The 19,926-nt window shown below is 41.9% G+C and carries 19 protein-coding genes; 13 read left to right on the top strand and 6 right to left on the bottom strand.

The window, feature by feature from the left end; translation table 11 throughout:
• Window positions 1-25: 25 nt before the first annotated feature.
• Window positions 26-493, bottom strand: a complete 468-nt coding sequence (locus ACFQZS_RS09780; RefSeq protein WP_377099691.1) for a DUF4293 domain-containing protein — start codon at window positions 491-493, stop codon at window positions 26-28.
• Between the two features lie 123 nt (window positions 494-616).
• On the opposite strand from ACFQZS_RS09780, the gene ACFQZS_RS09775 reads away from it, so the two are divergent.
• The 8 genes from ACFQZS_RS09775 (at window position 617) to ACFQZS_RS09740 (ending at window position 8,769) form a co-directional block, all read left to right on the top strand.
• A complete protein-coding gene (locus ACFQZS_RS09775; RefSeq protein WP_377099689.1) occupies window positions 617-1,135 on the top strand; it encodes a DUF892 family protein in 519 nt (172 codons plus the stop codon).
• Between the two features lie 231 nt (window positions 1,136-1,366).
• Entirely contained in the window at window positions 1,367-2,119 is a 753-nt protein-coding gene (truA, locus tag ACFQZS_RS09770) for a tRNA pseudouridine(38-40) synthase TruA (protein ID WP_377099688.1), read from the top strand.
• Window positions 2,120-2,294: 175 nt separating this feature from the next.
• Window positions 2,295-4,043, top strand: coding sequence for an ABC transporter ATP-binding protein (locus ACFQZS_RS09765; RefSeq protein ID WP_377100561.1), 1,749 nt, complete (start codon window positions 2,295-2,297; stop codon window positions 4,041-4,043).
• Window positions 4,044-4,072: 29 nt separating this feature from the next.
• Window positions 4,073-4,534: a MaoC family dehydratase gene (locus ACFQZS_RS09760; RefSeq protein ID WP_377099686.1), complete on the top strand. Its 462-nt coding sequence runs from the start codon at window positions 4,073-4,075 to the stop codon at window positions 4,532-4,534.
• A 30-nt stretch (window positions 4,535-4,564) separates the two neighbouring features.
• Window positions 4,565-5,206 (top strand): hypothetical protein, encoded by a 642-nt coding sequence (locus ACFQZS_RS09755; RefSeq protein WP_377099685.1) that lies wholly within the window; start codon window positions 4,565-4,567, stop codon window positions 5,204-5,206.
• Between the two features lie 83 nt (window positions 5,207-5,289).
• Complete coding sequence (locus ACFQZS_RS09750; protein ID WP_377099684.1) at window positions 5,290-6,312, top strand: LLM class flavin-dependent oxidoreductase; 1,023 nt, start codon at window positions 5,290-5,292, stop codon at window positions 6,310-6,312.
• An 89-nt stretch (window positions 6,313-6,401) separates the two neighbouring features.
• Window positions 6,402-7,139, top strand: a complete 738-nt coding sequence (locus tag ACFQZS_RS09745) for an acyl-CoA desaturase (protein ID WP_377099682.1) — start codon at window positions 6,402-6,404, stop codon at window positions 7,137-7,139.
• Window positions 7,140-7,512: 373 nt separating this feature from the next.
• Window positions 7,513-8,769 (top strand): pyridoxal phosphate-dependent aminotransferase, encoded by a 1,257-nt coding sequence (locus ACFQZS_RS09740; RefSeq protein WP_377099681.1) that lies wholly within the window; start codon window positions 7,513-7,515, stop codon window positions 8,767-8,769.
• 52 nt (window positions 8,770-8,821) lie between these two features.
• Here ACFQZS_RS09740 and ACFQZS_RS09735 read toward each other — a convergent pair whose 3' ends face one another.
• The gene (locus ACFQZS_RS09735) at window positions 8,822-9,529 is read right to left on the bottom strand and encodes a CPBP family intramembrane glutamic endopeptidase (RefSeq protein WP_377099679.1); all 708 of its coding nucleotides are present in this window, start codon (window positions 9,527-9,529) and stop codon (window positions 8,822-8,824) included.
• A 96-nt stretch (window positions 9,530-9,625) separates the two neighbouring features.
• On the opposite strand from ACFQZS_RS09735, the gene ACFQZS_RS09730 reads away from it, so the two are divergent.
• Window positions 9,626-10,045, top strand: a complete 420-nt coding sequence (locus ACFQZS_RS09730; protein WP_377099677.1) for a helix-turn-helix domain-containing protein — start codon at window positions 9,626-9,628, stop codon at window positions 10,043-10,045.
• A gap of 85 nt (window positions 10,046-10,130) precedes the next feature.
• Here the strand turns inward: ACFQZS_RS09730 and ACFQZS_RS09725 are convergent, their stop codons facing one another.
• Complete coding sequence (locus ACFQZS_RS09725) at window positions 10,131-13,505, bottom strand: carboxypeptidase-like regulatory domain-containing protein (protein ID WP_377099675.1); 3,375 nt, start codon at window positions 13,503-13,505, stop codon at window positions 10,131-10,133.
• A gap of 95 nt (window positions 13,506-13,600) precedes the next feature.
• Entirely contained in the window at window positions 13,601-14,020 is a 420-nt protein-coding gene (locus ACFQZS_RS09720; RefSeq protein ID WP_377099673.1) for a PH domain-containing protein, read from the bottom strand.
• Between the two features lie 198 nt (window positions 14,021-14,218).
• Between ACFQZS_RS09720 and ACFQZS_RS09715 the strand changes: the two genes are divergently transcribed.
• Window positions 14,219-14,392: a hypothetical protein gene (locus tag ACFQZS_RS09715; RefSeq protein WP_377099671.1), complete on the top strand. Its 174-nt coding sequence runs from the start codon at window positions 14,219-14,221 to the stop codon at window positions 14,390-14,392.
• A 216-nt stretch (window positions 14,393-14,608) separates the two neighbouring features.
• Here ACFQZS_RS09715 and ACFQZS_RS09710 read toward each other — a convergent pair whose 3' ends face one another.
• Complete coding sequence (locus ACFQZS_RS09710; RefSeq protein WP_377099669.1) at window positions 14,609-15,094, bottom strand: hypothetical protein; 486 nt, start codon at window positions 15,092-15,094, stop codon at window positions 14,609-14,611.
• 119 nt (window positions 15,095-15,213) lie between these two features.
• On the opposite strand from ACFQZS_RS09710, the gene ACFQZS_RS09705 reads away from it, so the two are divergent.
• The 3 genes from ACFQZS_RS09705 to ACFQZS_RS09695 all read left to right on the top strand — a co-directional run bounded on the left by ACFQZS_RS09705 (window position 15,214) and on the right by ACFQZS_RS09695 (window position 17,797).
• Entirely contained in the window at window positions 15,214-16,311 is a 1,098-nt protein-coding gene (locus tag ACFQZS_RS09705; protein WP_377099667.1) for an AI-2E family transporter, read from the top strand.
• Window positions 16,312-16,395: 84 nt separating this feature from the next.
• Window positions 16,396-17,118 (top strand): DUF2490 domain-containing protein, encoded by a 723-nt coding sequence (locus ACFQZS_RS09700; RefSeq protein WP_377099665.1) that lies wholly within the window; start codon window positions 16,396-16,398, stop codon window positions 17,116-17,118.
• Window positions 17,102-17,797 carry a GNAT family N-acetyltransferase gene (locus ACFQZS_RS09695; protein WP_377099664.1) on the top strand — a complete coding sequence of 232 codons (696 nt, stop codon included), beginning with the start codon at window positions 17,102-17,104 and terminating at the stop codon, window positions 17,795-17,797. Before ACFQZS_RS09700 ends, ACFQZS_RS09695 begins: the two co-directional genes overlap by 17 nt.
• Window positions 17,798-18,089: 292 nt before the next feature.
• Here the strand turns inward: ACFQZS_RS09695 and ACFQZS_RS09690 are convergent, their stop codons facing one another.
• Window positions 18,090-19,916: a RagB/SusD family nutrient uptake outer membrane protein gene (locus ACFQZS_RS09690; protein ID WP_377099662.1), complete on the bottom strand. Its 1,827-nt coding sequence runs from the start codon at window positions 19,914-19,916 to the stop codon at window positions 18,090-18,092.
• Between the last annotated feature and the right edge of the window lie 10 nt (window positions 19,917-19,926).

Here is a 19,926-nt window from a genome sequence, read left to right as displayed (position 1 = left end):
TCGAACATTCGAAATTCGAAATCCCCTACCTCAATCTATCAGCAGAACGCACCAGCTTCTCATCTTTCTGAATTGCTTTTTGCGCAAACACAATTAAGAATATGGCCAGCGAAAGCAGAATTATCCCTATCCCGTAGTTAGACATTTCTAAGTTGGCCCCGCCAATAGCATTTTTTACAGTTGTTGATACCCAATAGCTATAGGCTAAAATAACACCCATGGCACCGTAGCACAGCATAATTTGCCTTTTGCGATCGCCGTACATAAATATAATTGCTATGGGTATAAGCGCCACAACAACCGTTGCAATGGTTAGCGGCGTAAAAGCCTGCAATTGCGTGCTCTGGCCATTTACAGAATTGTAAATGCCGGTAACTTTTATGGTAACAGATTGCCCGTCAACATATACATCATGCACCAGCGGAAAAACAAACAGCGCTGCAATTACCAGCGCGGCAAACAGAAGATATATACTTTGTATTCTTTGCAACATAGTGGGTTAATTTATCGTATGGCAAATATAAATTATTTGCCATAGCATCTTTGATATTTATTATTGGCAAGTGTGCATTATAATATACAATAATATTAAATTTATGCGTTCACAATTATTGTCATGCCAGAAAGCCCTAATGACCCGCAAACACCTAAAGACGTTGTTTTAGCCGATGCCCACTTGAAACGTATTTTTTTGGAGCATTTAAATAACATTTACTTTGGAAAAAAACATCTGCTTGATTTTTTAGCAGAGGTAGTAGAAATAGCATCTTTAAATCAGCTTAAGCTTGCACTGCGCGAATGCCAGGACGACACCGTAACGCAAATGATGCAACTGGATTCTGTTTATAATATGATCAATGAGCAGCCTTCTAAAATAAGCATACTGGGCATGAAGGGGATGACATTGGAAGCCTATATTTCTGTAATTAAATCGGGTAAAACTCCAATAGAGCGAGACGTATTTATTCTGTTTTATTTGCAGATAATTGAGGGTATTGAAATAACGTATTTTAAGGTGTTGAAAAATTTAGCTAAATCACTTGGTTACAGCAATACCTTTTTTGACCACCCTTTTGACCTGGCTGTAGAAAACAAGGTATTGTTTGACGCTATTTATAAGGAGTATATTAGTTGATGTGATGAAGATTGGTGATTGAAGATTAAAGATTGGGCCTGTCTGTTGTCTAATCTTAGTTAATTAATAAAGATTGGGCCTATAAACACACTAATCTTTTATACTAAAATTCGCCGCATCAAACACTAATCTTCAATCTTTAATCACTAATCTTTAATAGCTAAAATTCGCCGCATCAAAACACTAATCTTCAATCTTTAATCACTAATCTTTAATAGCTAACTTCGCAGCGTGAATACCCAGCGCTATTTTATTGAACTATGTTACGATGGTACCCATTACCATGGCTGGCAGTTGCAGCCGAATGCTGTAAGTGTTCAGGAGGTTTTGAATAAAGCATTTTCAACTATTTTAAGGCAACCTGTTTATACCACAGGGTGCGGCCGTACAGATGCAGGGGTTCATGCCAGTCAGTTTTTTGCGCATTTTGATGTAAAATCTGTTGACGATGGACCATTTACCATAGACTACGCAAAAGTGCTACGGAGCATTAATTATTTTCTTCCGACGGATATCGCGATAAAACAAATTTTCCCTGTAGCGGCAGATGCCAATGCCCGGTTTGATGCAACATTACGCTCTTATGAATATCACATCCATTTTCTGAAAGACCCATTTAAAGCCGGATATTCCTATTTAATACGCGACAAGCCGGATATTTTGTTGATGAATAAAGCCGCTGACATTATAAGGGAGTATACCGATTTTAGTTGCTTCAGTAAATCAAATACGCAGGTAAAAACTAACAACTGCAAAATAACGCGTGCGGAATGGGTGGAAACAGAGGGCGGAATTGTATTCCATATCTCTGCCGACAGGTTTTTACGCAATATGGTGCGCGCAATTGTTGGTACGCTGCTGATGGTTGGCCGTAAGGAAATTGAACCCGAAGGTGTACGCGAAATTATTAACAGCAAGAACCGCAGTAACGCCGGTACTTCTGTACTTGCCTGTGGGTTGTATTTAACGGAGGTGAAGTATTAGCCCCCTAACCCCCTAAAGGGGGAACTAAAGTGGGATATTTTATATTAGTTAAACAATAACCTACATTTGGGATGTGAGTGACGAAAAAGCAAAAGACACCTCAAAAGTTTCCCCTTCAGGGGGCGGAGGGGGTATTACCGGCAAAGCTTTCGATTGGAAATTGCTTAAGCGTATTATGCAATACGTGGGGCCGTATCGTGTCACGTTTATTGTTTCGGCTTTCCTTACCATCTTTTTGGCGGTAAGCGCACTGGCGCTGCCATTACTCATTCAAAAAACGTTGGATGATTATATAATGGTGAACAATTATGACGGCCTGCTGCTGATGGTAGAGATCATGCTGGCTTTATTAGTTATACAAACCGCCGCTCAATATTATCAAACGTACCTTACCAATACTTTGGGGCAGTCTGTTATCCGCGACCTGCGGATAAATGTATTTAACCATATTACCAGCCTGCGGTTAAAGTATTTTGACCGTACGCCAATTGGCATGCTCATAACCCGTACTGTATCAGACCTGGAAACAATAGCAGATATTTTTGCCGAGGGACTTATTTCCATTATCGGCGATCTTTTACTGGTCGTAGCAATTGTGGTGGCTATGCTGGTAAAAGACTGGAAACTGGCGCTGATCACCCTTATACCTATGCCCTTGCTTTTTGCATCTACTTATATATTTAAAGAGGCTATAAAATCGTCGTTCCAGGAAGTGCGTACGCAGGTAGCGCGTTTAAACACTTTTTTAGCAGAGCATATTTCGGGCATCAGCATTATACAAAACTTCGCCCGCGAAGAGCAGGAGATGCGCAAGTTCAGGGCAGTTAACTTAAAATATCGCGATGCCAATATTCGCTCTAACTGGTATTACTCCATTTTCTTCCCGGTGGTTGAAATTTTGTTTGCCATATGTATGGGTTTGTTGGTTTGGTACGGCTGTAAACGCATTCTTACAGATCAGCAGCTAACCGCCATCTCATCTTCTGGTCAGCCGGTAACAGCAGGGGTTATATTGGAGTTTATTATACTGCTCAACTTGTTGTTCAGGCCCATACGCCAACTGGCTGATAAATTTAACACCCTGCAAATGGGCATGGTAGGTGCCGACAGGATATTTAAGGTTTTAGATACTGATGAAGTGGCAGTTAACAACGGGCAACTACAAAGCGGCAGACTAAGCGGCCAAATTGAATTTAAAGACGTTTGGTTTGCCTATAACGATGATAACTGGGTGCTAAAAAACATCAGCTTTAAAGTTAATCCAGGCGAAAAACTGGCTTTGGTGGGGGCCACGGGCGCAGGCAAATCATCAACCATAAATATACTGAACCGCTTTTACGAAATTGGCAAAGGCGAGGTGACGATTGACGGGCACAACATCAATGAATACGAGGTTAATTATCTACGATCGCAGATAGCTACTGTTATACAGGATGTGTTTTTATTTAGTGATACCATAGCCAATAATATCAACCTTAACAACCAGGCCATTACCCGCGAACAGATCATCGCGGCAGCAAAAGATGTAGGCGCGCATGATTTTATTATGCGCCTGCCCGGGGGCTATGATTATAACGTAATGGAGCGTGGGGCAACGTTATCTGCCGGGCAGGCACAGCTAATATCCTTTATCCGCGCGCTGGTTTATGATCCGGCTATACTGGTTTTGGATGAAGCTACCTCATCTGTTGATACCGAGACGGAAATACTGATACAAAAAGCGATTGATAAACTGATGGAGGGGCGCACAGCTATTGTTATTGCCCACCGTTTATCAACCATACAAAATGCTGATAAGATTATAGTGCTTGATCATGGCGAAATAAAAGAAGAAGGCACCCATCAAGAACTTTTACGCATAGAAAATGGTTATTACCGTAAATTATACGATCTTCAATTTAATTCTGCCGGTATAACACGGTAACAAACCATATTATAAACCTGAAAAACCTCATGGTAATCATTAATAACTACAGCGAGTTTGAAGCTCTTTTGGGCAAAGAAATAGGCACATCAGCCTGGCACACCATCACCCAGCAGCAAATAAACCAATTTGCCGAGGCCACCTTGGACCACCAATGGATACATGTGGATGAAGAACGCGCTAAAAATGAAGGACCATTTGGCGCTACCATAGCGCACGGCTATTTAACAGTATCATTACTGCCTTTTTTCTGGCATCAGATTGCAGATGTACAGAACCTTAAAATGGAGATCAATTATTCTATTGATAATATAAAATTTGCGCAACCCGTTAAAGTAAACAGCCAGGTAAGGCTCATAGCTAAATTAGCTTCTATTGTAAACCTGCGTGGCATAACCAAAGCTGCCATAGGTGTTACTATGGAGATTGAGGGCGAAAAGAAACCCGCTTATACAGGCGAGGTGGTATTTTTATATCACTTTAAGGATTGATTTTTTAAAGCCAACCTAATTATTTACTTCGTGAAAAGAACCTTATCACTTATAGCTGTTGTAGCCCTTATAATTACATCGTGCAAGAAATCAGGCACTAACCCGCCGGCTAACGACGAAAAACAAGACAGCTACCAACCCGTTGCTACTGGCTCTTATTGGAAATATAATCAAAGCAATTCTACCAATGTTGGTGTAACTGCTACGATGACCATTACAATGACAGGTGAAACTTTGACAGCAAATTCATTATTATATTATAAGGCCACCGCAATTAAAGGCACACACGACTATGGTAACTATTTTTACCATGATAATGGCGACTATTTAATGATGGGTGCCTTAACAGGGGTAATTGAGAAGAGCCGATATCTAAAAGACGACCTTCAAGTTGGACAAACATGGGAAGACTCAGGCGTAACTTATGGTTATCCAATAAAAATTGTTGGAAAAATTATTGAAAAAGGGATAAATAGAACTGTATCAGGAAAGCAATATACAAACGTGATCCACTCACAGTTAAATATAACGCAAAGTGTATCAGGGGGCCCTTACGTTGATTTTCAAACTTCCGATTTTTATATAGCTAAAGGAATAGGCCTTATCGAGATTCGTAATATGTCTACCCGGGGGTCTGACTATTCAGAGTTAACAGAATATTCTATTAAGTAAAGTGGTCTGTAACCCTAATGCCATAAAACGTTCACGGGTACCCATCAGCAAACGCTACGCTTAACTTTGCGTTCATTAATAATATGGAAGCAAAAAAATTAAAGCTAAGCGTTTTAGATCAGTCGCCGGTGCGCAAAGGGGTTACTGCGGCGCAAGCTGTTCAGGAAACCATCGCTTTAGCAAAATACACCGAAGAGTTGGGCTTTACCCGCTTTTGGGTATCAGAACATCATAATACCGGTAGCCTGGCAGGCTCTACGCCCGAGGTTTTAATAGCCTACCTGGCATCGCAGACCAAAACCATCAGAATTGGTTCGGGCGGGGTAATGATGCCGAACCACAGCGCCTTAAAGGTTGCTGAAAACTTCAGGATGCTGGAGGCATTGGCACCGGGGCGGGTTGACCTGGGCATGGGCCGCGCGCCGGGTACAGACCGGCTTACAGCATCGCTGCTTAATCCTTCCAATCATTTCAGCGAGCAGGATTTTATGGAGCAGCTGAATGATCTTCAAAATTACTTTCACGATACCGGCGAACCCGGCACACCGCAGGGACGCGTTCGCGCTATCCCGCAGGTAAAAACCGTGCCCGATATGTGGCTGCTTAGCTCGAGCGGGCAAAGTGGCTTGTTTGCCGCGCACTTTGGCATGGGCTTTTCCTTCGCGCATTTTATTAACCCGGTTGGCGGGCCCGCTGCGGTTCAGCAGTACAGGGAGCGTTTTCAGCCCTCGCTTGATCTTGACCAACCGCAGGTTAACATGGCCATATTTGTTTTCTGCTCTGAAGACGAAGAAAAGATCGCGCAGCACAAAGCCATTATGGACCACCGCTTTATCCAACTGGAACGCGGCGCGGGGATAACATCATTAGGCTACGAAGATGTGAAGGACGCGCAATATACTCTGAACGAGCAGGACCGCATACGTTACAACCGCCAGCGGGTGGTTGCAGGCACACCTAAAATGGTAAAAGAACGCCTTACCATACTGGCAGAAAACTACAATGTTGACGAAATTATAGCCGTTACCATTGCCGAAGACTTTGATGACAGGCTACAGTCTTACAAGCATTTGGCCGGGTTATTTGATTTGGAGTTAATTAAATGATAATCATCATTATTTGATTTACTTCAATATCGGTAAAACTATAATCGTATCTTTGCCGTTAATTATAATACTAACAATACAAATAATTAGTGGCTATTCTTTTATTTTTCATAGGGCATTGGTTCCTATCCCTGTTTTTCCAAACGTTTTTTCTGCACCGGTACGCGTCTCATAAAATGTTCAGCACCTCCAAGTTTAACGAGCGCATGTTCCATTTGCTTACGTTTATTTGCCAGGGATCATCTTATTTAAATCCACGCGCCTATGCTATAATGCACCGGGAGCACCACGCTTACAGCGATACTGAAAAAGATCCGCACTCGCCTTATTTTTTTACAGACGTTTTCCAGATGATGTGGCGCACCGCGCAAAGCTATAAGCTGTATGAAAAACGCCTTAAAGAGCCCGAAGCACAGTTTAAAGGCAGCTACCCCGAGTGGCGCATGCTTGATTACTGGGGTTCTACCTACCTGTCGCGTATATTGTTTGGCCTGGGTTATATTGCCTTTTACATTGCCTTTGCTACGCATTGGTGGATGTTCTTATTATTACCCATTCATTTTATGATGGGGCCTATACATGGCGCTATTGTAAACTGGTGCGGCCATAAATACGGCTATTCTAATTTTGACAATGGCGATAAATCAAAAAATTCCATACCGCTTGACTTTTTAATGCTTGGCGAGTTGTTTCAAAACAATCATCATAAGCGCCCTAATAATTCCAACTTCGCCGCTAAATGGTACGAGGTTGACCCTGTTTACCCCGTGATGAAATTAATGCACTGGGTGCGTCTTATTAAATTGCGCAAGCCTTATATTTCTTAGGTGAAACACTAAGAGTTTAAAGCTGAAAGATTGTCCCTTTCAGCTTTTTTGTTTATACCCATTTTAGAGAGGCTTTTTGCTTTGGTCTTTCAGCAAGGGAAATCGCTTTTAAACTTCACGGAGTATTATGGAGGCACCTACGGAGCCCTGTATCCTTCTTTATTTATTCTACAAACAGGCGACTCCGAAGGAGTCCGTTATATAAACAACATAGTTCCGGAGGAACTTCCTGTTTATAGCTCAATTGCATTTTGTTTTATGGCTCCATCGGAGCCTCCTGGTTTAAAAGCGATTTCCCTGGTCTTTCCGCTTTTATCCTTTCACCTTAAAAAAAAGCTTTTAGCTTTGTGCTTTATCCTTTGAGCTTAAATAAATGAAAGTATCTGCCTTAGCGGAGAACCTGCGCGGTTCTGAAATAATTAAAATAGCCGGCGAAATAAACGAATTAAAACGGCAGGGCCAGAATATTGCTAACCTTACCATCGGCGATTACGATTCTAACATCTATCCCATTCCTGATGAGTTAAAACAAGGTATTGTTGAGGCTTACTCTGCCAATCAAACCAACTATCCGCCTGCCGACGGTGTTTTGGCGCTGCGCGAAAGTGTATCGGTGTTTTTAAAGAATCGCCTGGGTTTAGATTATAAAGCTAACCAGGTCTTAATTTCGGGCGGATCAAGGCCGTTGATCTATTCAACTTATCTGGCCGTGGTTGATCCCGGCGATAAAGTGGTTTTCCCGGCACCATCATGGAACAATAACCATTATTGCGATCTGTTAAAGGCAGAGGGTATTATGGTACAAACACGTGCCGAAAACAATTTTATGCCTACCGCTGATGAATTGCGCCCGCATATAAAAGGCGCTGCATTGCTGGCCCTTTGTTCGCCGCTTAACCCAACGGGCACCATGTTTGGCAAAAAAGACCTGGAAGAAATCTGCGACCTGGTAATCGCCGAAAACAAGAGCCGCGCGGCCGGGGAAAAACCGCTGTATTTTTTATATGATCAGATCTACTCGCAATTAACCTTTGGCGATAACCAGCATTTTGACCCTGTTACATTAAGGCCCGAGTTAAAAGACTACGTAATATTTATTGACGGCGCATCAAAATGCTTTGCCGCTACAGGTGTGCGCGTGGGCTGGGGCTTTGGGCCCGAGGATGTTATTAATAACATGAAGGCCATTGTAGGCCATATGGGCGCATGGTCGCCCAAGGCAGAACAAGTTGCCATGGCTAAGTATATAATGGACGACGCGGCCGTAAACACCTATCTGGATACCATAAAAGAGCGCGTTCAAAAAAGCCTGGCTACGTTGCACGAAGGTTTTCAACAGTTAAAAGCTGATGGCTTTAGCGTTGATTCCATAGCACCAATGGGGGCCATCTACCTTACTATCAAAATTGATTACACCGGTAAAACTACACCCGACGGGCAACTGCTAAAAACATCAGCAGATATTAACTTCTATCTTATTAAAGAAGCCAAAATAGCCTTTGTGCCCTTTGCCGCCTTTGGCACCGCCGACGAAGTTACCTGGTTCAGGGCATCTGTTGGTGCATGCAGTTACCAGGATATTGCAGATGCCATGCCACGCGTACGTGAGGCATTGGCTAAGTTGCGGTAATAATTTAAGACTTAAATTTAAAAAAAAGCCGCTGATCCGTCAGCGGCTTTTTTTATGTTGGTTGTATACTGGCCGTTCTCTTTTTCAAATAATTCAAATACAACCACACAATAAAAGGGAAAATGATATAATGTATTACCGTAGTAACTGTTTGAAACACAACTCCCGTTTTTACCGGGTCATTTTTAAACATCGGAATCAATAGTTGCTCGCCCATGTTACTTCGCGAAAAAACGATCATAAAAGTAAAATTGTAACCCAAATGTATAGCCATGGGCAAAAAGATGGTTCTGCTTATGCTAAAGGATAATGCAAAAATATATCCCATAATAGCAGTAATAGTAAAAACAAACAGCATAGGTACTACCTGGCCCAATACCCCCATAGTAAACCAATGATAGATACCAAAACTTATTGCAGATACGAGCAGAGCTTTTTGAGTGCCTATCTTTTTTATCAATATGTATAATAGCGCTCCGCGGAAAATCAACTCTTCATAAATAACCGATATTAATACGTAAGACGAAGCATTTTTAAATGCAGCGAAAGTATAAAGCGGGTTTAAGCGATAAGTGCTTTTTACCCATAAGGATATACCGACCAAATAGATAACCAGGAAAACTACCGGTATAAATAACCCTATTATTATGGCTATAAGTTGTTTGCTATTGATCTTAAAGCCAAGCACCAAAAGATTTTGATGAAGAATAAACTTGAGTAATACCCATGATATTATAAGTTCAACTATTAAGCCTGCCATTTAAATAAGTTTTGCTAAAAGTATTTATATTTAGTGTGCACCATTTGCGCCTTTTGGCAATGGCGTAAAATGACGTAATTGGCATAATTGGATAAGGTGAATACGCAGCAAATTGGCAGCTTAATTAAGCAAAGCCGTATTAAAAAAGGCTATACCCAGCAACAGGTGGCAGATATGACCCAGCTAAGTTTGCGGTCGGTGCAGCGCATTGAAAAGGGCGAGGTAATGCCACGGCAATATTCATTAGATGCATTGGCCAATCAACTGGAATTTACACCGGTAGTTATTGCGGATGAATTACCCGTATCAACAACCCATGCTGTTATAACCCCTCAACCATTGAATAAGGCCCGGAAGTTAATATTGACTTGTGGTTTAGCCATTTTATTGATCTTGCTCACCGGTGCATTTATATCCCAATCCCGGGGCTTTCCTGAAACTCATTTTGAAGCCTTCCTTTTGTGGGCAGGGGTTACCACTGCCTATTTGGTTTTTGTGTGGAAATTATGGCGATAAAACGCCGCTAACCTATGTAGTTAGCGCCATTTTTTACAGAAGGGGCACTCAAAACACCACACGCTGATGCTTTAATACGGGCTTATCATTTATTTACATTGAATAAGGTTTCACCGTAGATAACATCATTATCGGTTATACCCTGAACAATCACTTTATAAGCCCCTGTTATATCACTTGTATAAAACGATAGCTCCTGCGCTTCGTCTTTTTTTAACATTAACTGGCCTTTCCAATATAGTGTTGATACGTATTCCGGCTGGCTTGGGTTTATCTCAGAATAATCTGCAGGATAAAACTCCTGGGCCGCATATATGCCTTTAAATGTTAGCGAGTTAGGTTGCTTTATAAGCGGGTAGCTATTCTTGCAACCCATATAAACTCTGCCATTATATACTTCCCCAACTATTGCAGGCCTGTTATCACTTTCGTTTCGGTGGTTAGGACAGTTAAATACATGAAACCTACACACATAATCGCCGCAGCTATTTGTTCCAAATTGTCCAATTGCGGAGCTTTGGTTAAAAAAATCGTCTTTTTTTGCTTTAATAACGGCCTCTTTAAGTTGAATGGCATGCTCTGTTGAGGCTAATTTAAAAAGGTTTGAATTCTCTTGCGCCGGAGTGAGGTATGGAACCGGATTGATCATTGTACTGAGATGCCTGCTGACGCTATCATAGGGATTCAGCAATTGGATCTTATAGTCTGAAGGCGTGCCGCCGGCAACCATTAAAACTACTTTTTTGCCGGGCTCGGTAACTAAGTTACTATCAGGTAGCTCAAACAAGCCATTTATGTCGGTACTATAAGTACTGGCAGGCGCAAACGTAACTAACGGTACCGCGTTTTTAAACTTACCGGCATACTTTGATACCTTACCACTAAAAACCATTTCCCTTGAGGCATATAATGTGTCCTCCGGCCTTATCTTCAACACATCGGTCCATTTATACCTGCTCCATCCTCTAATCAGTAATACATTTTCCAGGTCGCGCCTGTCCAGGTCCGCATTGGTAAAATAGCTGTCCTTTACAGGTATGTCACTTATCTCATTGTTTAAATAAATATAATTCTCAATGTCGGTTTTATTCTTTAGTTCCAGGCGGTTTTCCTGAACAACCGCCACAGAAACTGCTCCGTTAGTAGACTCTCCGGTAAGTTTTATCCTGAGTTTAACCTTGTTCCGTTTACCATAATCCGCATTGTCCGCACTTATGGCTAACTTATCTTTGCCGGTATAATGCGCAAATACCATCCGCTCTGCATACGGGCGACCAAGGCTATCAACCAGGGTTAACTGCATAACACCCCGCGGCATGCCATTCAATAATATTTTTACCCTTTGGTTGGGGAACCGTTCAACAGGCGTTTCAAAAAAAGTTTGCCGGTAATTGTGGCCTACCAAATAAAGCTTTCTCAATGGGTCGTCGCTGTATACATCAACCAGCAGTGTATCGTTAACAACAGCGCGTTTTATTGATAAGCCCGCGCCACTTACAGCGCCGGGCAAATAATAACTCTTGCTATTACCTGCGTTAAGCTGTACCCGGTACTTCTTTCCGGGTTGGGGTATTACAGCAAATCTCCCCATGCCATTGCCATTGGTATTAATGGCGCTGATGATCTGCTCATCTTCATACAATGCGGCTTCCGTACTAAGCGGCGCACCTGCAGCCGTCTTTGCCTCTATACCAACTATGTTAACAACATTGCTTAGCAGGTTACCCCCCTCGGGATAAAAATTTATCTGCGCAGGTTGCGGCGGTACAGGCAGCGCCATACTAAGGTCCTGCACTTCTGTTTTATATTTTACCTGCACGTGCAGCTTATTATTGCCGGCAGTTAACAAGTTAGACGGAATACTAAAAATGTATTGCCCTGATGAAGTTTTAACAGCACCGGTGGTTACGGGCTGCGCCGGGTTGCCAACGTAATAACTTACAGGCACAGATGAAGGCGGCGATTTTTCGTTAAAATTGACCAGCAACATTACCTTTTGGTTAGCTCCGGTGGCTGATGTATCCAGTGGATTTAATGACGCGTTGAAGGTTTGCTGGCTGCCGGTTTTAATAGTTACCTGCTGCTTAAAAATAATATCGGGCAGGTTGTTCTTTAATAAATTACCGTACGCAACAAACGTATAAGTTCCGGCTCTTACCGAGTCGGGAATAACTGTGTTACCGAAACAAAAACCATTTTTTATCACAAACCTGTCATCCATCAAAACACTCCGGTCGTCGTCTTTTATAAGCGCCAGCCCCAGCGTTTTGTATTTGTAATTGCCGATATAGTCAAGCAAATAACCTGTAAACCACACATTCTCGTTATTAGAATATACGTTCTTATCAAAATGCATAAATAACAAAGGCGACCGGTGTTTAGCGGCATATAAGTTAAGCAACGAATCAAACATAGGTTGTTTAACCGCTGGGTTATCCATGCTCTCGGGCGGGCTTTCCCCATCCGGATGGTATTCAAAAGGCAGTAGCTGCGCCATTCGCTGATCGGCCATTTCCCCACCCCAGGTAAAGTCCGGGTCGTAATAACCATCGCTGTCTATAATACCTTCCGTCGCCGCCGGTGCCAGCCTTAATGCCGTTGCATTGCGTACGTTATTGCGATATACAATGTATATAGTGTTGCTGTAGTTGAAATATTTTTGGCCCTGAACCTTAGCAACAACAAGGCTGGCAGGGATGGACACGCCTCCGTAATATAAGTTATTGTATAGTTCAAATTTGTTCTTCTTCAGGTTATCCTCCCAAAGCGAACGGATAAAGTGCATTTTTGAACCATAATAATACTTTTCGCGATTTTTATAGATCTTTCGCAGTTCTGCCTGTTTTAAGCCTGCTGTGTCCTCCGAAAAAAAATAGTTGCCTAATATGCGTGTCGTTGTGTCGTTATGCGTAAAGGTTTTTAAAAAGTACGTGATCTTATAACCCGTTCGTTTATTAACTATCTGCAGTGGCTTGTCGGCAGTTGCACTTAACTTGTTGGCTTTTTTGCTAAAGCTAAATTTTAATTCGTCCGCATTAGTTATTGTACAGCCGTCGGCCGGGCTGCCTATAAATTCCTTTAGAAACAGCGCCAATTGTTTCTCGCGCGACATACCGCCTACATTTATCGTCACCTCATTTAGCATTAAAGCCCGGGGCACTAACCGCACGGTAAAAGTCTCACTGCCGTATTTTGTTATCGTTTCAGACTCATAACCTATACAGCTAACTATTAAGGGAACATTCCCTGCTTTGGCGCGCAGTGTAAACTCACCCTGCTCATTGGTTGTAGTACCGGTTGAAGATCCGTTTAAATAAACGCTTGCGTTAGGGATGGGTGTGCTGCTTGCCGAGTCGATTACCCTGCCGCGAACAACTTGCGCGAACGATAAACTGCCGCATACCATAAATAGCAGCAACAGGCAACAGTAAAACTTATATGATCTGAGCGTAACCGGCATTGGGCGCAAACAGTTTAGGCTTATCAACTAATTGCAAACGCAATATACTAACTAAGTTTTTAATTATGTACAGCCCTAAGCGCCTTTTTAAATCTCTACGATCTATAGGTAACTGTTATCTTATCATTAACAGACAATATATCACTAATAAACTCGGCCTTGTTTTTAGGTGATATAACCACGCTGTCGTATTTATTATACGCAATTTCAATCCTGTCTAATGAATTGGCCGGGGCGCTTAATACGCTATTAGTTTCGGTAATACTTTTAATGGTATTGATATCAATGGAGACATTAACAACAAACCCGGCCTTAACTGTTAATGTTGTGCCATTAATAGTGTATTTAGTGCCCGTGAGGATATGTACAAGGAAGGCGATAATAGGAATGATTACCAGTAGTCCAACCCAATCCCCTTTATACAAAAGCAACCCTGTAACTAACACGAATGGAATGCCCGCAACAGCGATGAGCCAGTTATCAATTCCTGAGTTATAGGTTTTGGTTGTTTGCATGAGGTAAGAATGTGTTTTAAGAAGATTTAATAATCCATTCTAATATCTGATTTTTATACATTTTCATCCCAATATGTCGCAAAACCTTTTCAATTAAACCCGTAATTTAAACCTTGGTTTGTTAACTCGTAAAAAATTAACATTTGCGTAATTTTATATTTAAAGCGGCTATCTATTTTGACGCTATTAAATGTACCGATGGAAACAGCTATAAATTACTGGTGGGTAATGCCCATTCTGATACTTTTATTGATCCTTGTAGGATGGATTATAAGGCGGAATATTACCGACGAAAAAGATTTTGAAAAAGAGTTAAACCGGTCTGAAATAAAGCGCCGCAAACACATTGATGACGATGGCGACGCTTCGTAGATCATTTTTTGGTGAGACAAAAAAGCCAGAATTCGCAGTATGCCTGTAGTTCAGCCATTTAACTCATTTTTACAGCTAATTTTCCTGACGAATAAGTAGTCTCACTTTGTCCCAAGCAAAAAATGCAAACCAATAATTTCCAGCTACTTACTAAAAATATTGTCCCAACTTGTCCCACTTTGTCTCACATCCACGCGGGACAAAACGCGCAATCACCTACTTTTTCAAACTAACACTCGGATGGTGCAATAGTGTAAACCCTGCCGCGTTATCTGTTTGTTGCCTGCCTGTTTGCGTATTTAATTTAAGTGGCTTTTGCATCAAATTATCGCCCGCTATCAAAAACTGAAGAGCCAGGGTATCCTGCATGCCTTCCTGCATAAAGCTCCATACCGCATTAACAGTATCGCCTTTCAATGTACCGTTTAATGCGCCCTTACGGCTATCCTTCTCAAACGGGTGCCAGTACATTTGCCCTGTTACCTTGTTATCTTTTATAACAAGCTCAGTGCTGGTGGTGTCTTTATTGTCTTTTCCCTCAGTGCGCAAAAAACACATAGAGGCGGCCTCAACCTCGGTAGGTTTGCTAACTGTATCGCTATTAGCCATTGTGTCGGCATTACCGTTTTCATTTCCGGTTGATGTGCAGGCTGCCAGCGCAAGGGCAACAATAGCGGGTATTATAACATTGCTTACTTTCATATGGTGTTACTTTCAATAGCGTATTAATTTACGCTTTATCATGTATCAAACATGTTTGGCATAATAATGTTTATTAAAATGATCTACCGTTAAGTAAAACTGCATCTTAAACCCCGGCAATGCCACAAACGCAACTAACCTATCTGCCCCGCATCAGCCACGTGCTGTTTATTGTTATTGCAGGTACCGCGGTGCTCTACATAGCTAAGCCGGTGTTGGTGCCACTGGCCTTTGCGCTGGTATTGGCCATGTTACTAATACCATTATGCAAGCGCATGGAACGGGCAGGCATTAACCGCGCTGTTGCAGTTTTAGTATGCATTTTGTTGCTGCTGCTAAGCATAACAATAATAATAGGCCTGCTGTCGTGGCAGTTATCGTCGTTAATGGAGGACATGGATAACATGGAGCAGCGGCTCGCCGGCATGATGCGGAGAGTTCAGCAATTTATCAGTGCACGTACGGGCATTAACAAAAACCAGCAAAAGGAAATAGTAGAACAGGTAAACAAAGAAGGCTCGGCAACGCTGTTAAACGAAGTGACAAGCATTATTACCGGTGGGTTGGTTAACGTAGTATTGGTGCTGGTATATATTTTTCTGTTAATGTACTTCCGCAATCATTTAATGACGTTTATTAAAAGAGCTGTACCGGCAACTCAGCGTGGTAATGTTGCCGATATGGTGCAGTGCGCCGGAGAAGTGTCGCAACAGTACCTCATCGGGCTATCGCAAATGATCGTAACCCTTTGGATAATGTATTCCATTGGCTTTTCAATAGTTGGCGTTAAATACGCTATTTTCTTTGCAATTCTTTGCGGCACCTTAGAGATAATACCCTTTGTAGGTAATTTAACGGGTACGGCCATTACAGTTATGGCAGGCGTTGTACAAGGTGGCGATTTTAGGCTGATAGCAGGCATTCTTATTACTTATGGGTTTGTACAATTTATACAATCGTACTTGTTAGAACCCCTGGTAGTAGGCAAAGGCGTAAACTTAAATCCTTTATTCACCATAGTTGGGATTGTTATAGGCGAGGCCGTGTGGGGCCTACCGGGCATGGTGTTGGCAGTGCCGATCTTCGGCATGATAAAAATATTCTGTGATCATTTTGAGGCTCTTAAACCCTATGGTTTTTTACTTGGTTGCGGCGATAAAAAGGATGCGCCAAATGGAATGCTGGAAAAGCTGCTTGGTATATTTAATAGCAAGTAAAAACACTTTTACTTTAATGAGTGCGCGTGTTTTTAGGATGTTTGCTATACTTGCGCATTGTTTTAATCCAATTAACCTCCATTTATGAAATTCAGGATACTATTAGGGATCGCCTTTATACAATTAGCCGCTATTGGTACGGCCTCCGCGCAAACCATTGAGCATTCTGCCTGGTCGTCCTGGTTCCATACGCAACGGTTCAACAAGCATTGGGGGGCATCGTTTGATGGACATTTTCGCTCTGCCGATCATGTCGACTATCTTAAAACGGTACTATTAAGACCGTCTATCAATTATTACTTTGGCAACAAGAATGTTGCCTTAGGGTATGCTTATATTGGCACCAACGGGCGTTCCGGCGATGTGAAGACCTTTAGGCCGGAAAGTCGTTTATTTGAACAATTAATAATTTCGCAACCTGCCGGTGTCAATACACAAATAACACATCGCTTCAGGCTTGAACAGCGCTTTTTAGGCGAAACAGCTACACAGCAAAGCGTTTTTTCTCAACGTTTCAGATATTTTATCAGAGCCGTAGTTCCATTTAACGGCAAGACCGCTCCTTTTACCAATGGTGCCTATCTGGCTTTGGCTAATGAAATATTTGTTAATGTGCAAAATAAAGAAAAGGTAAATAACCACTTTTTTGATCAAAACAGGGCATTTATTGGAATAGGGCACCGCTTTAGTAAACAGGTTGACGTGGAAGCCGGCTACCTTAACCAGTACTCGCAACAGGCTAAAGCGTATACTATTAACAATGTTATGCAAGTAACCCTGTATACCCGGTTTGGCAGCAGCAAGTAACATAGATGCTGTGCTGAATAACCCCGTTTGGCATGCGCTTAATTCGGGCAATCATCATCTTGGACAGGGAAATGAGAGGGTAAAATATTTTAACGGTGAGGTTTCTCCTTTTGTAGCGCTTCGGGAAAGTACGGATCAAAACTTTATGGAGTTATACCATATGTTAGCAGGCACGCCTATAAGTTTATTTGCTACTCCCATACAGCTTAATATACCCGCGCCATGGAAAATTGTAGCCTGTGTACATGGCCTTCAAATGATTCATAATACCATTCCGGTAAAAAACGATCACACTCACAGCGTAAGTACTTTGCTAACCAGCCATTGTACAGAGATGGTAAACCTGGCTAAGTTAACTAATCCCGGCCCCTTTGGCATGCGCACAATTGACTTTGGCCATTACCAGGGTGTTTTTGATAATAATAAACTGGTAGCAATGGCGGGGCAACGCATGCATGCTTTTAATTATGCCGAAATTAGCGCAGTTTGCACGCATCCGGAGTATACGGGTAAAGGTTATGCCCGGCAATTAGTTACAAATCAAATCAATCGCATCCTTGCAGCATCTGATATCCCCTACCTGCACGTAAAACATGATAATAAACGTGCGGTTGATCTATATCAATCGCTTGGGTTTTCTGTTAGGGGTAATATGTACTTCTATATCCTGAAAAAATAATTCCCCCGCGTCCTTTTACTAATTAGTGGTGTAGCCGTATACGGGCACCCATTCACTATCTGTTGTATACAGGGCATTATTTAAATCGTTACAAACCAGCTATTTACAATATTTAACCTATTCTCTAATTATATAAATAAGTTAAAAAACCGCCAATACAACCCCTGGTTGTATACGCCTTTCCTGCATTTATAAGGTTATAACATCAACAATAACGACAAAAAATTAGAGCAAAAAAAAAGGGGCTGCTTTTTTAAAGCAGCCCCGCCCAGTGGATCAGTTAAATAAATTATTAGTAACCGGGATTTTGTTGTGTTTTCAGTTTTGGATTCGCATCGATAACTGATTGAGGTACAGGATTCATGTACATTTTATCAGAAAATACGTGCGGCTGAGCATTAGTACCAAGGTCAACATACTCATATTTCCAAACACCACTGTTATCAGCAGGAACAGTATTGGTAATTTTCATACCATGCAGTTCAGCATTCAAAACTGTTTTAGCAATTTTCCAGCGCATAATGTCATAGAAACGTTTTGCTTCAAAAGCGAATTCAATACGACGCTGATCTCTGATCTCCTGGCGCATTTGGTCTTGATCTAAAGTACCAACTACAAGAGCAGGAAGATCAGTTCCAGGACGAGTTCTGATAGCATTTACTGCTGCATATACGCTAGCATCAGGCGTAGCCACAGATTCGTTTTGCGCTTCAGCATAACCTAAAAGTACTTCTGCATAACGATAGTATACATAGTTTTGACCACTTTGGTTACCACCTTCAGGTGCCAGGTTGTTCAATTTCTTACGGAAATAGTAACCGGTATTTGTAACGTCAGTTGATCCAAAGTCGATCTCGTTCTTTGAAGGATTAACTTTATCAATACGTGTGTAGATAATATCAGTAGTAGGCATCCAATCCTGTTTGTACGAAGCACCGTCATACACTATAAAGTCGTAAAAACGTTTTTCGCGACCTACATATGGTTTTTGCGGATCGTAACCAGAGGTTGGGTCTGTTATACGTTTACCATTTGCCATTCTGTAAGTATCAACCAGCTCCTGAGTTGGGTTATAGTTACCCCAGGTATGGTATACACCTAAAATATAAACCGGGCCGCCGTACTGGTCAACGTTGTTTTGTATCTGGCCACCTGCGCCTGATACTTGTTGCCTGTCCCAAACTACTTCAGAGTTATATTCATTATTTACCCACCAGAACTCACTCATTTTATTAAATAAGCTATACTGTGTATAAGTATCCATAAACTTTTTGAAGGTAGCTGCAGCTGTTGCCCAACGCGCAGGGCTAGCCGTTGCAAAGTGCACAAAGTTATTCGGATCAGCTAATACGTAAGCACCAGAGTTGAATAACGGGCTGGCAGCGTATAGTTGCACCCATCCTTTAATCATCAATGCTGCGCCTAAGGTAGCGCGGCCTGCATCAGCATTACCTGCACTATACTTAACAACTAATTTATTGTTGGCAATAATGGCGTCCATTTCGCTCACAATAAAGTTTAAGGTTTCTTCAAAAGTACTGCGTGCGTAGTAAATCTCAGATCCGTCTTGATTGTTAAGCGTTTTGGTAATAATTGGTAAACCACCAACATGTTGCCATAACATGGCATACCAGTAAGCTCTTAAAAATCTAGCTTCATCAATTCTTTTCGCAGACCAAGCGGCGCTAAAAACACCTTTTTTATTCGCAGTCACTTGCTCCATAAACTGATTACATCTTCTGATACGCTGGTATGCGTTAGACCATACAGCATAAGAACCGTTAGTTTGTCCCGGAGGAGCCCCCTGGCCATCACCTTGTGGCGATCCACCGTTAAAAGACGCGTCGTTAGTACCCTGTCTCCACGGATATGAGCGCCAGTAATTACCGCCGTCATTATCGTCGGTAAAACTGTCCAGATAATCAGGCGTGTTGTGCATCGGGGCAAGCTGCCCGTAAACACCGTTTAAGAAAATATCAGCATTGTTCTCGGACTCCCACTGAACTTCCTCAGAAACAGCGCCTTTATTCAGGTTTTCATTAAGATACTTCTTACATGAAAACGTAGTAGTTAGCACGGTCACTAACGCTATTTTTAACAAAATTTTTGTACTTCTCATTTCTTTATTA

Source organism: Mucilaginibacter calamicampi, assembly GCF_042676765.1.
GTDB classification, from domain to species: domain Bacteria; phylum Bacteroidota; class Bacteroidia; order Sphingobacteriales; family Sphingobacteriaceae; genus Mucilaginibacter; species Mucilaginibacter calamicampi.
This window is presented reverse-complemented; position numbering and strand designations above follow the sequence as displayed.

Bases quoted from the DNA above. Each gene is read 5' to 3' on its own strand.
- ACFQZS_RS09780 (WP_377099691.1), bottom strand. From the start codon at position 493: ATGTTGCAAAGAATACAAAGTATATATCTTCTGTTTGCCGCGCTGGTA.
- ACFQZS_RS09775 (WP_377099689.1), top strand. From the start codon at position 617: ATGCCAGAAAGCCCTAATGACCCGCAAACACCTAAAGACGTTGTTTTA.
- ACFQZS_RS09765 (WP_377100561.1), top strand. From the start codon at position 2,295: ATGCAATACGTGGGGCCGTATCGTGTCACGTTTATTGTTTCGGCTTTC.
- ACFQZS_RS09760 (WP_377099686.1), top strand. From the start codon at position 4,073: ATGGTAATCATTAATAACTACAGCGAGTTTGAAGCTCTTTTGGGCAAA.
- ACFQZS_RS09750 (WP_377099684.1), top strand. From the start codon at position 5,290: ATGGAAGCAAAAAAATTAAAGCTAAGCGTTTTAGATCAGTCGCCGGTG.
- ACFQZS_RS09740 (WP_377099681.1), top strand. From the start codon at position 7,513: ATGAAAGTATCTGCCTTAGCGGAGAACCTGCGCGGTTCTGAAATAATT.
- ACFQZS_RS09735 (WP_377099679.1), bottom strand. From the start codon at position 9,529: ATGGCAGGCTTAATAGTTGAACTTATAATATCATGGGTATTACTCAAG.
- ACFQZS_RS09725 (WP_377099675.1), bottom strand. From the start codon at position 13,505: ATGCCGGTTACGCTCAGATCATATAAGTTTTACTGTTGCCTGTTGCTG.
- ACFQZS_RS09720 (WP_377099673.1), bottom strand. From the start codon at position 14,020: ATGCAAACAACCAAAACCTATAACTCAGGAATTGATAACTGGCTCATC.
- ACFQZS_RS09715 (WP_377099671.1), top strand. From the start codon at position 14,219: ATGGAAACAGCTATAAATTACTGGTGGGTAATGCCCATTCTGATACTT.
- ACFQZS_RS09710 (WP_377099669.1), bottom strand. From the start codon at position 15,094: ATGAAAGTAAGCAATGTTATAATACCCGCTATTGTTGCCCTTGCGCTG.
- ACFQZS_RS09705 (WP_377099667.1), top strand. From the start codon at position 15,214: ATGCCACAAACGCAACTAACCTATCTGCCCCGCATCAGCCACGTGCTG.
- ACFQZS_RS09700 (WP_377099665.1), top strand. From the start codon at position 16,396: ATGAAATTCAGGATACTATTAGGGATCGCCTTTATACAATTAGCCGCT.
- ACFQZS_RS09690 (WP_377099662.1), bottom strand. From the start codon at position 19,916: ATGAGAAGTACAAAAATTTTGTTAAAAATAGCGTTAGTGACCGTGCTA.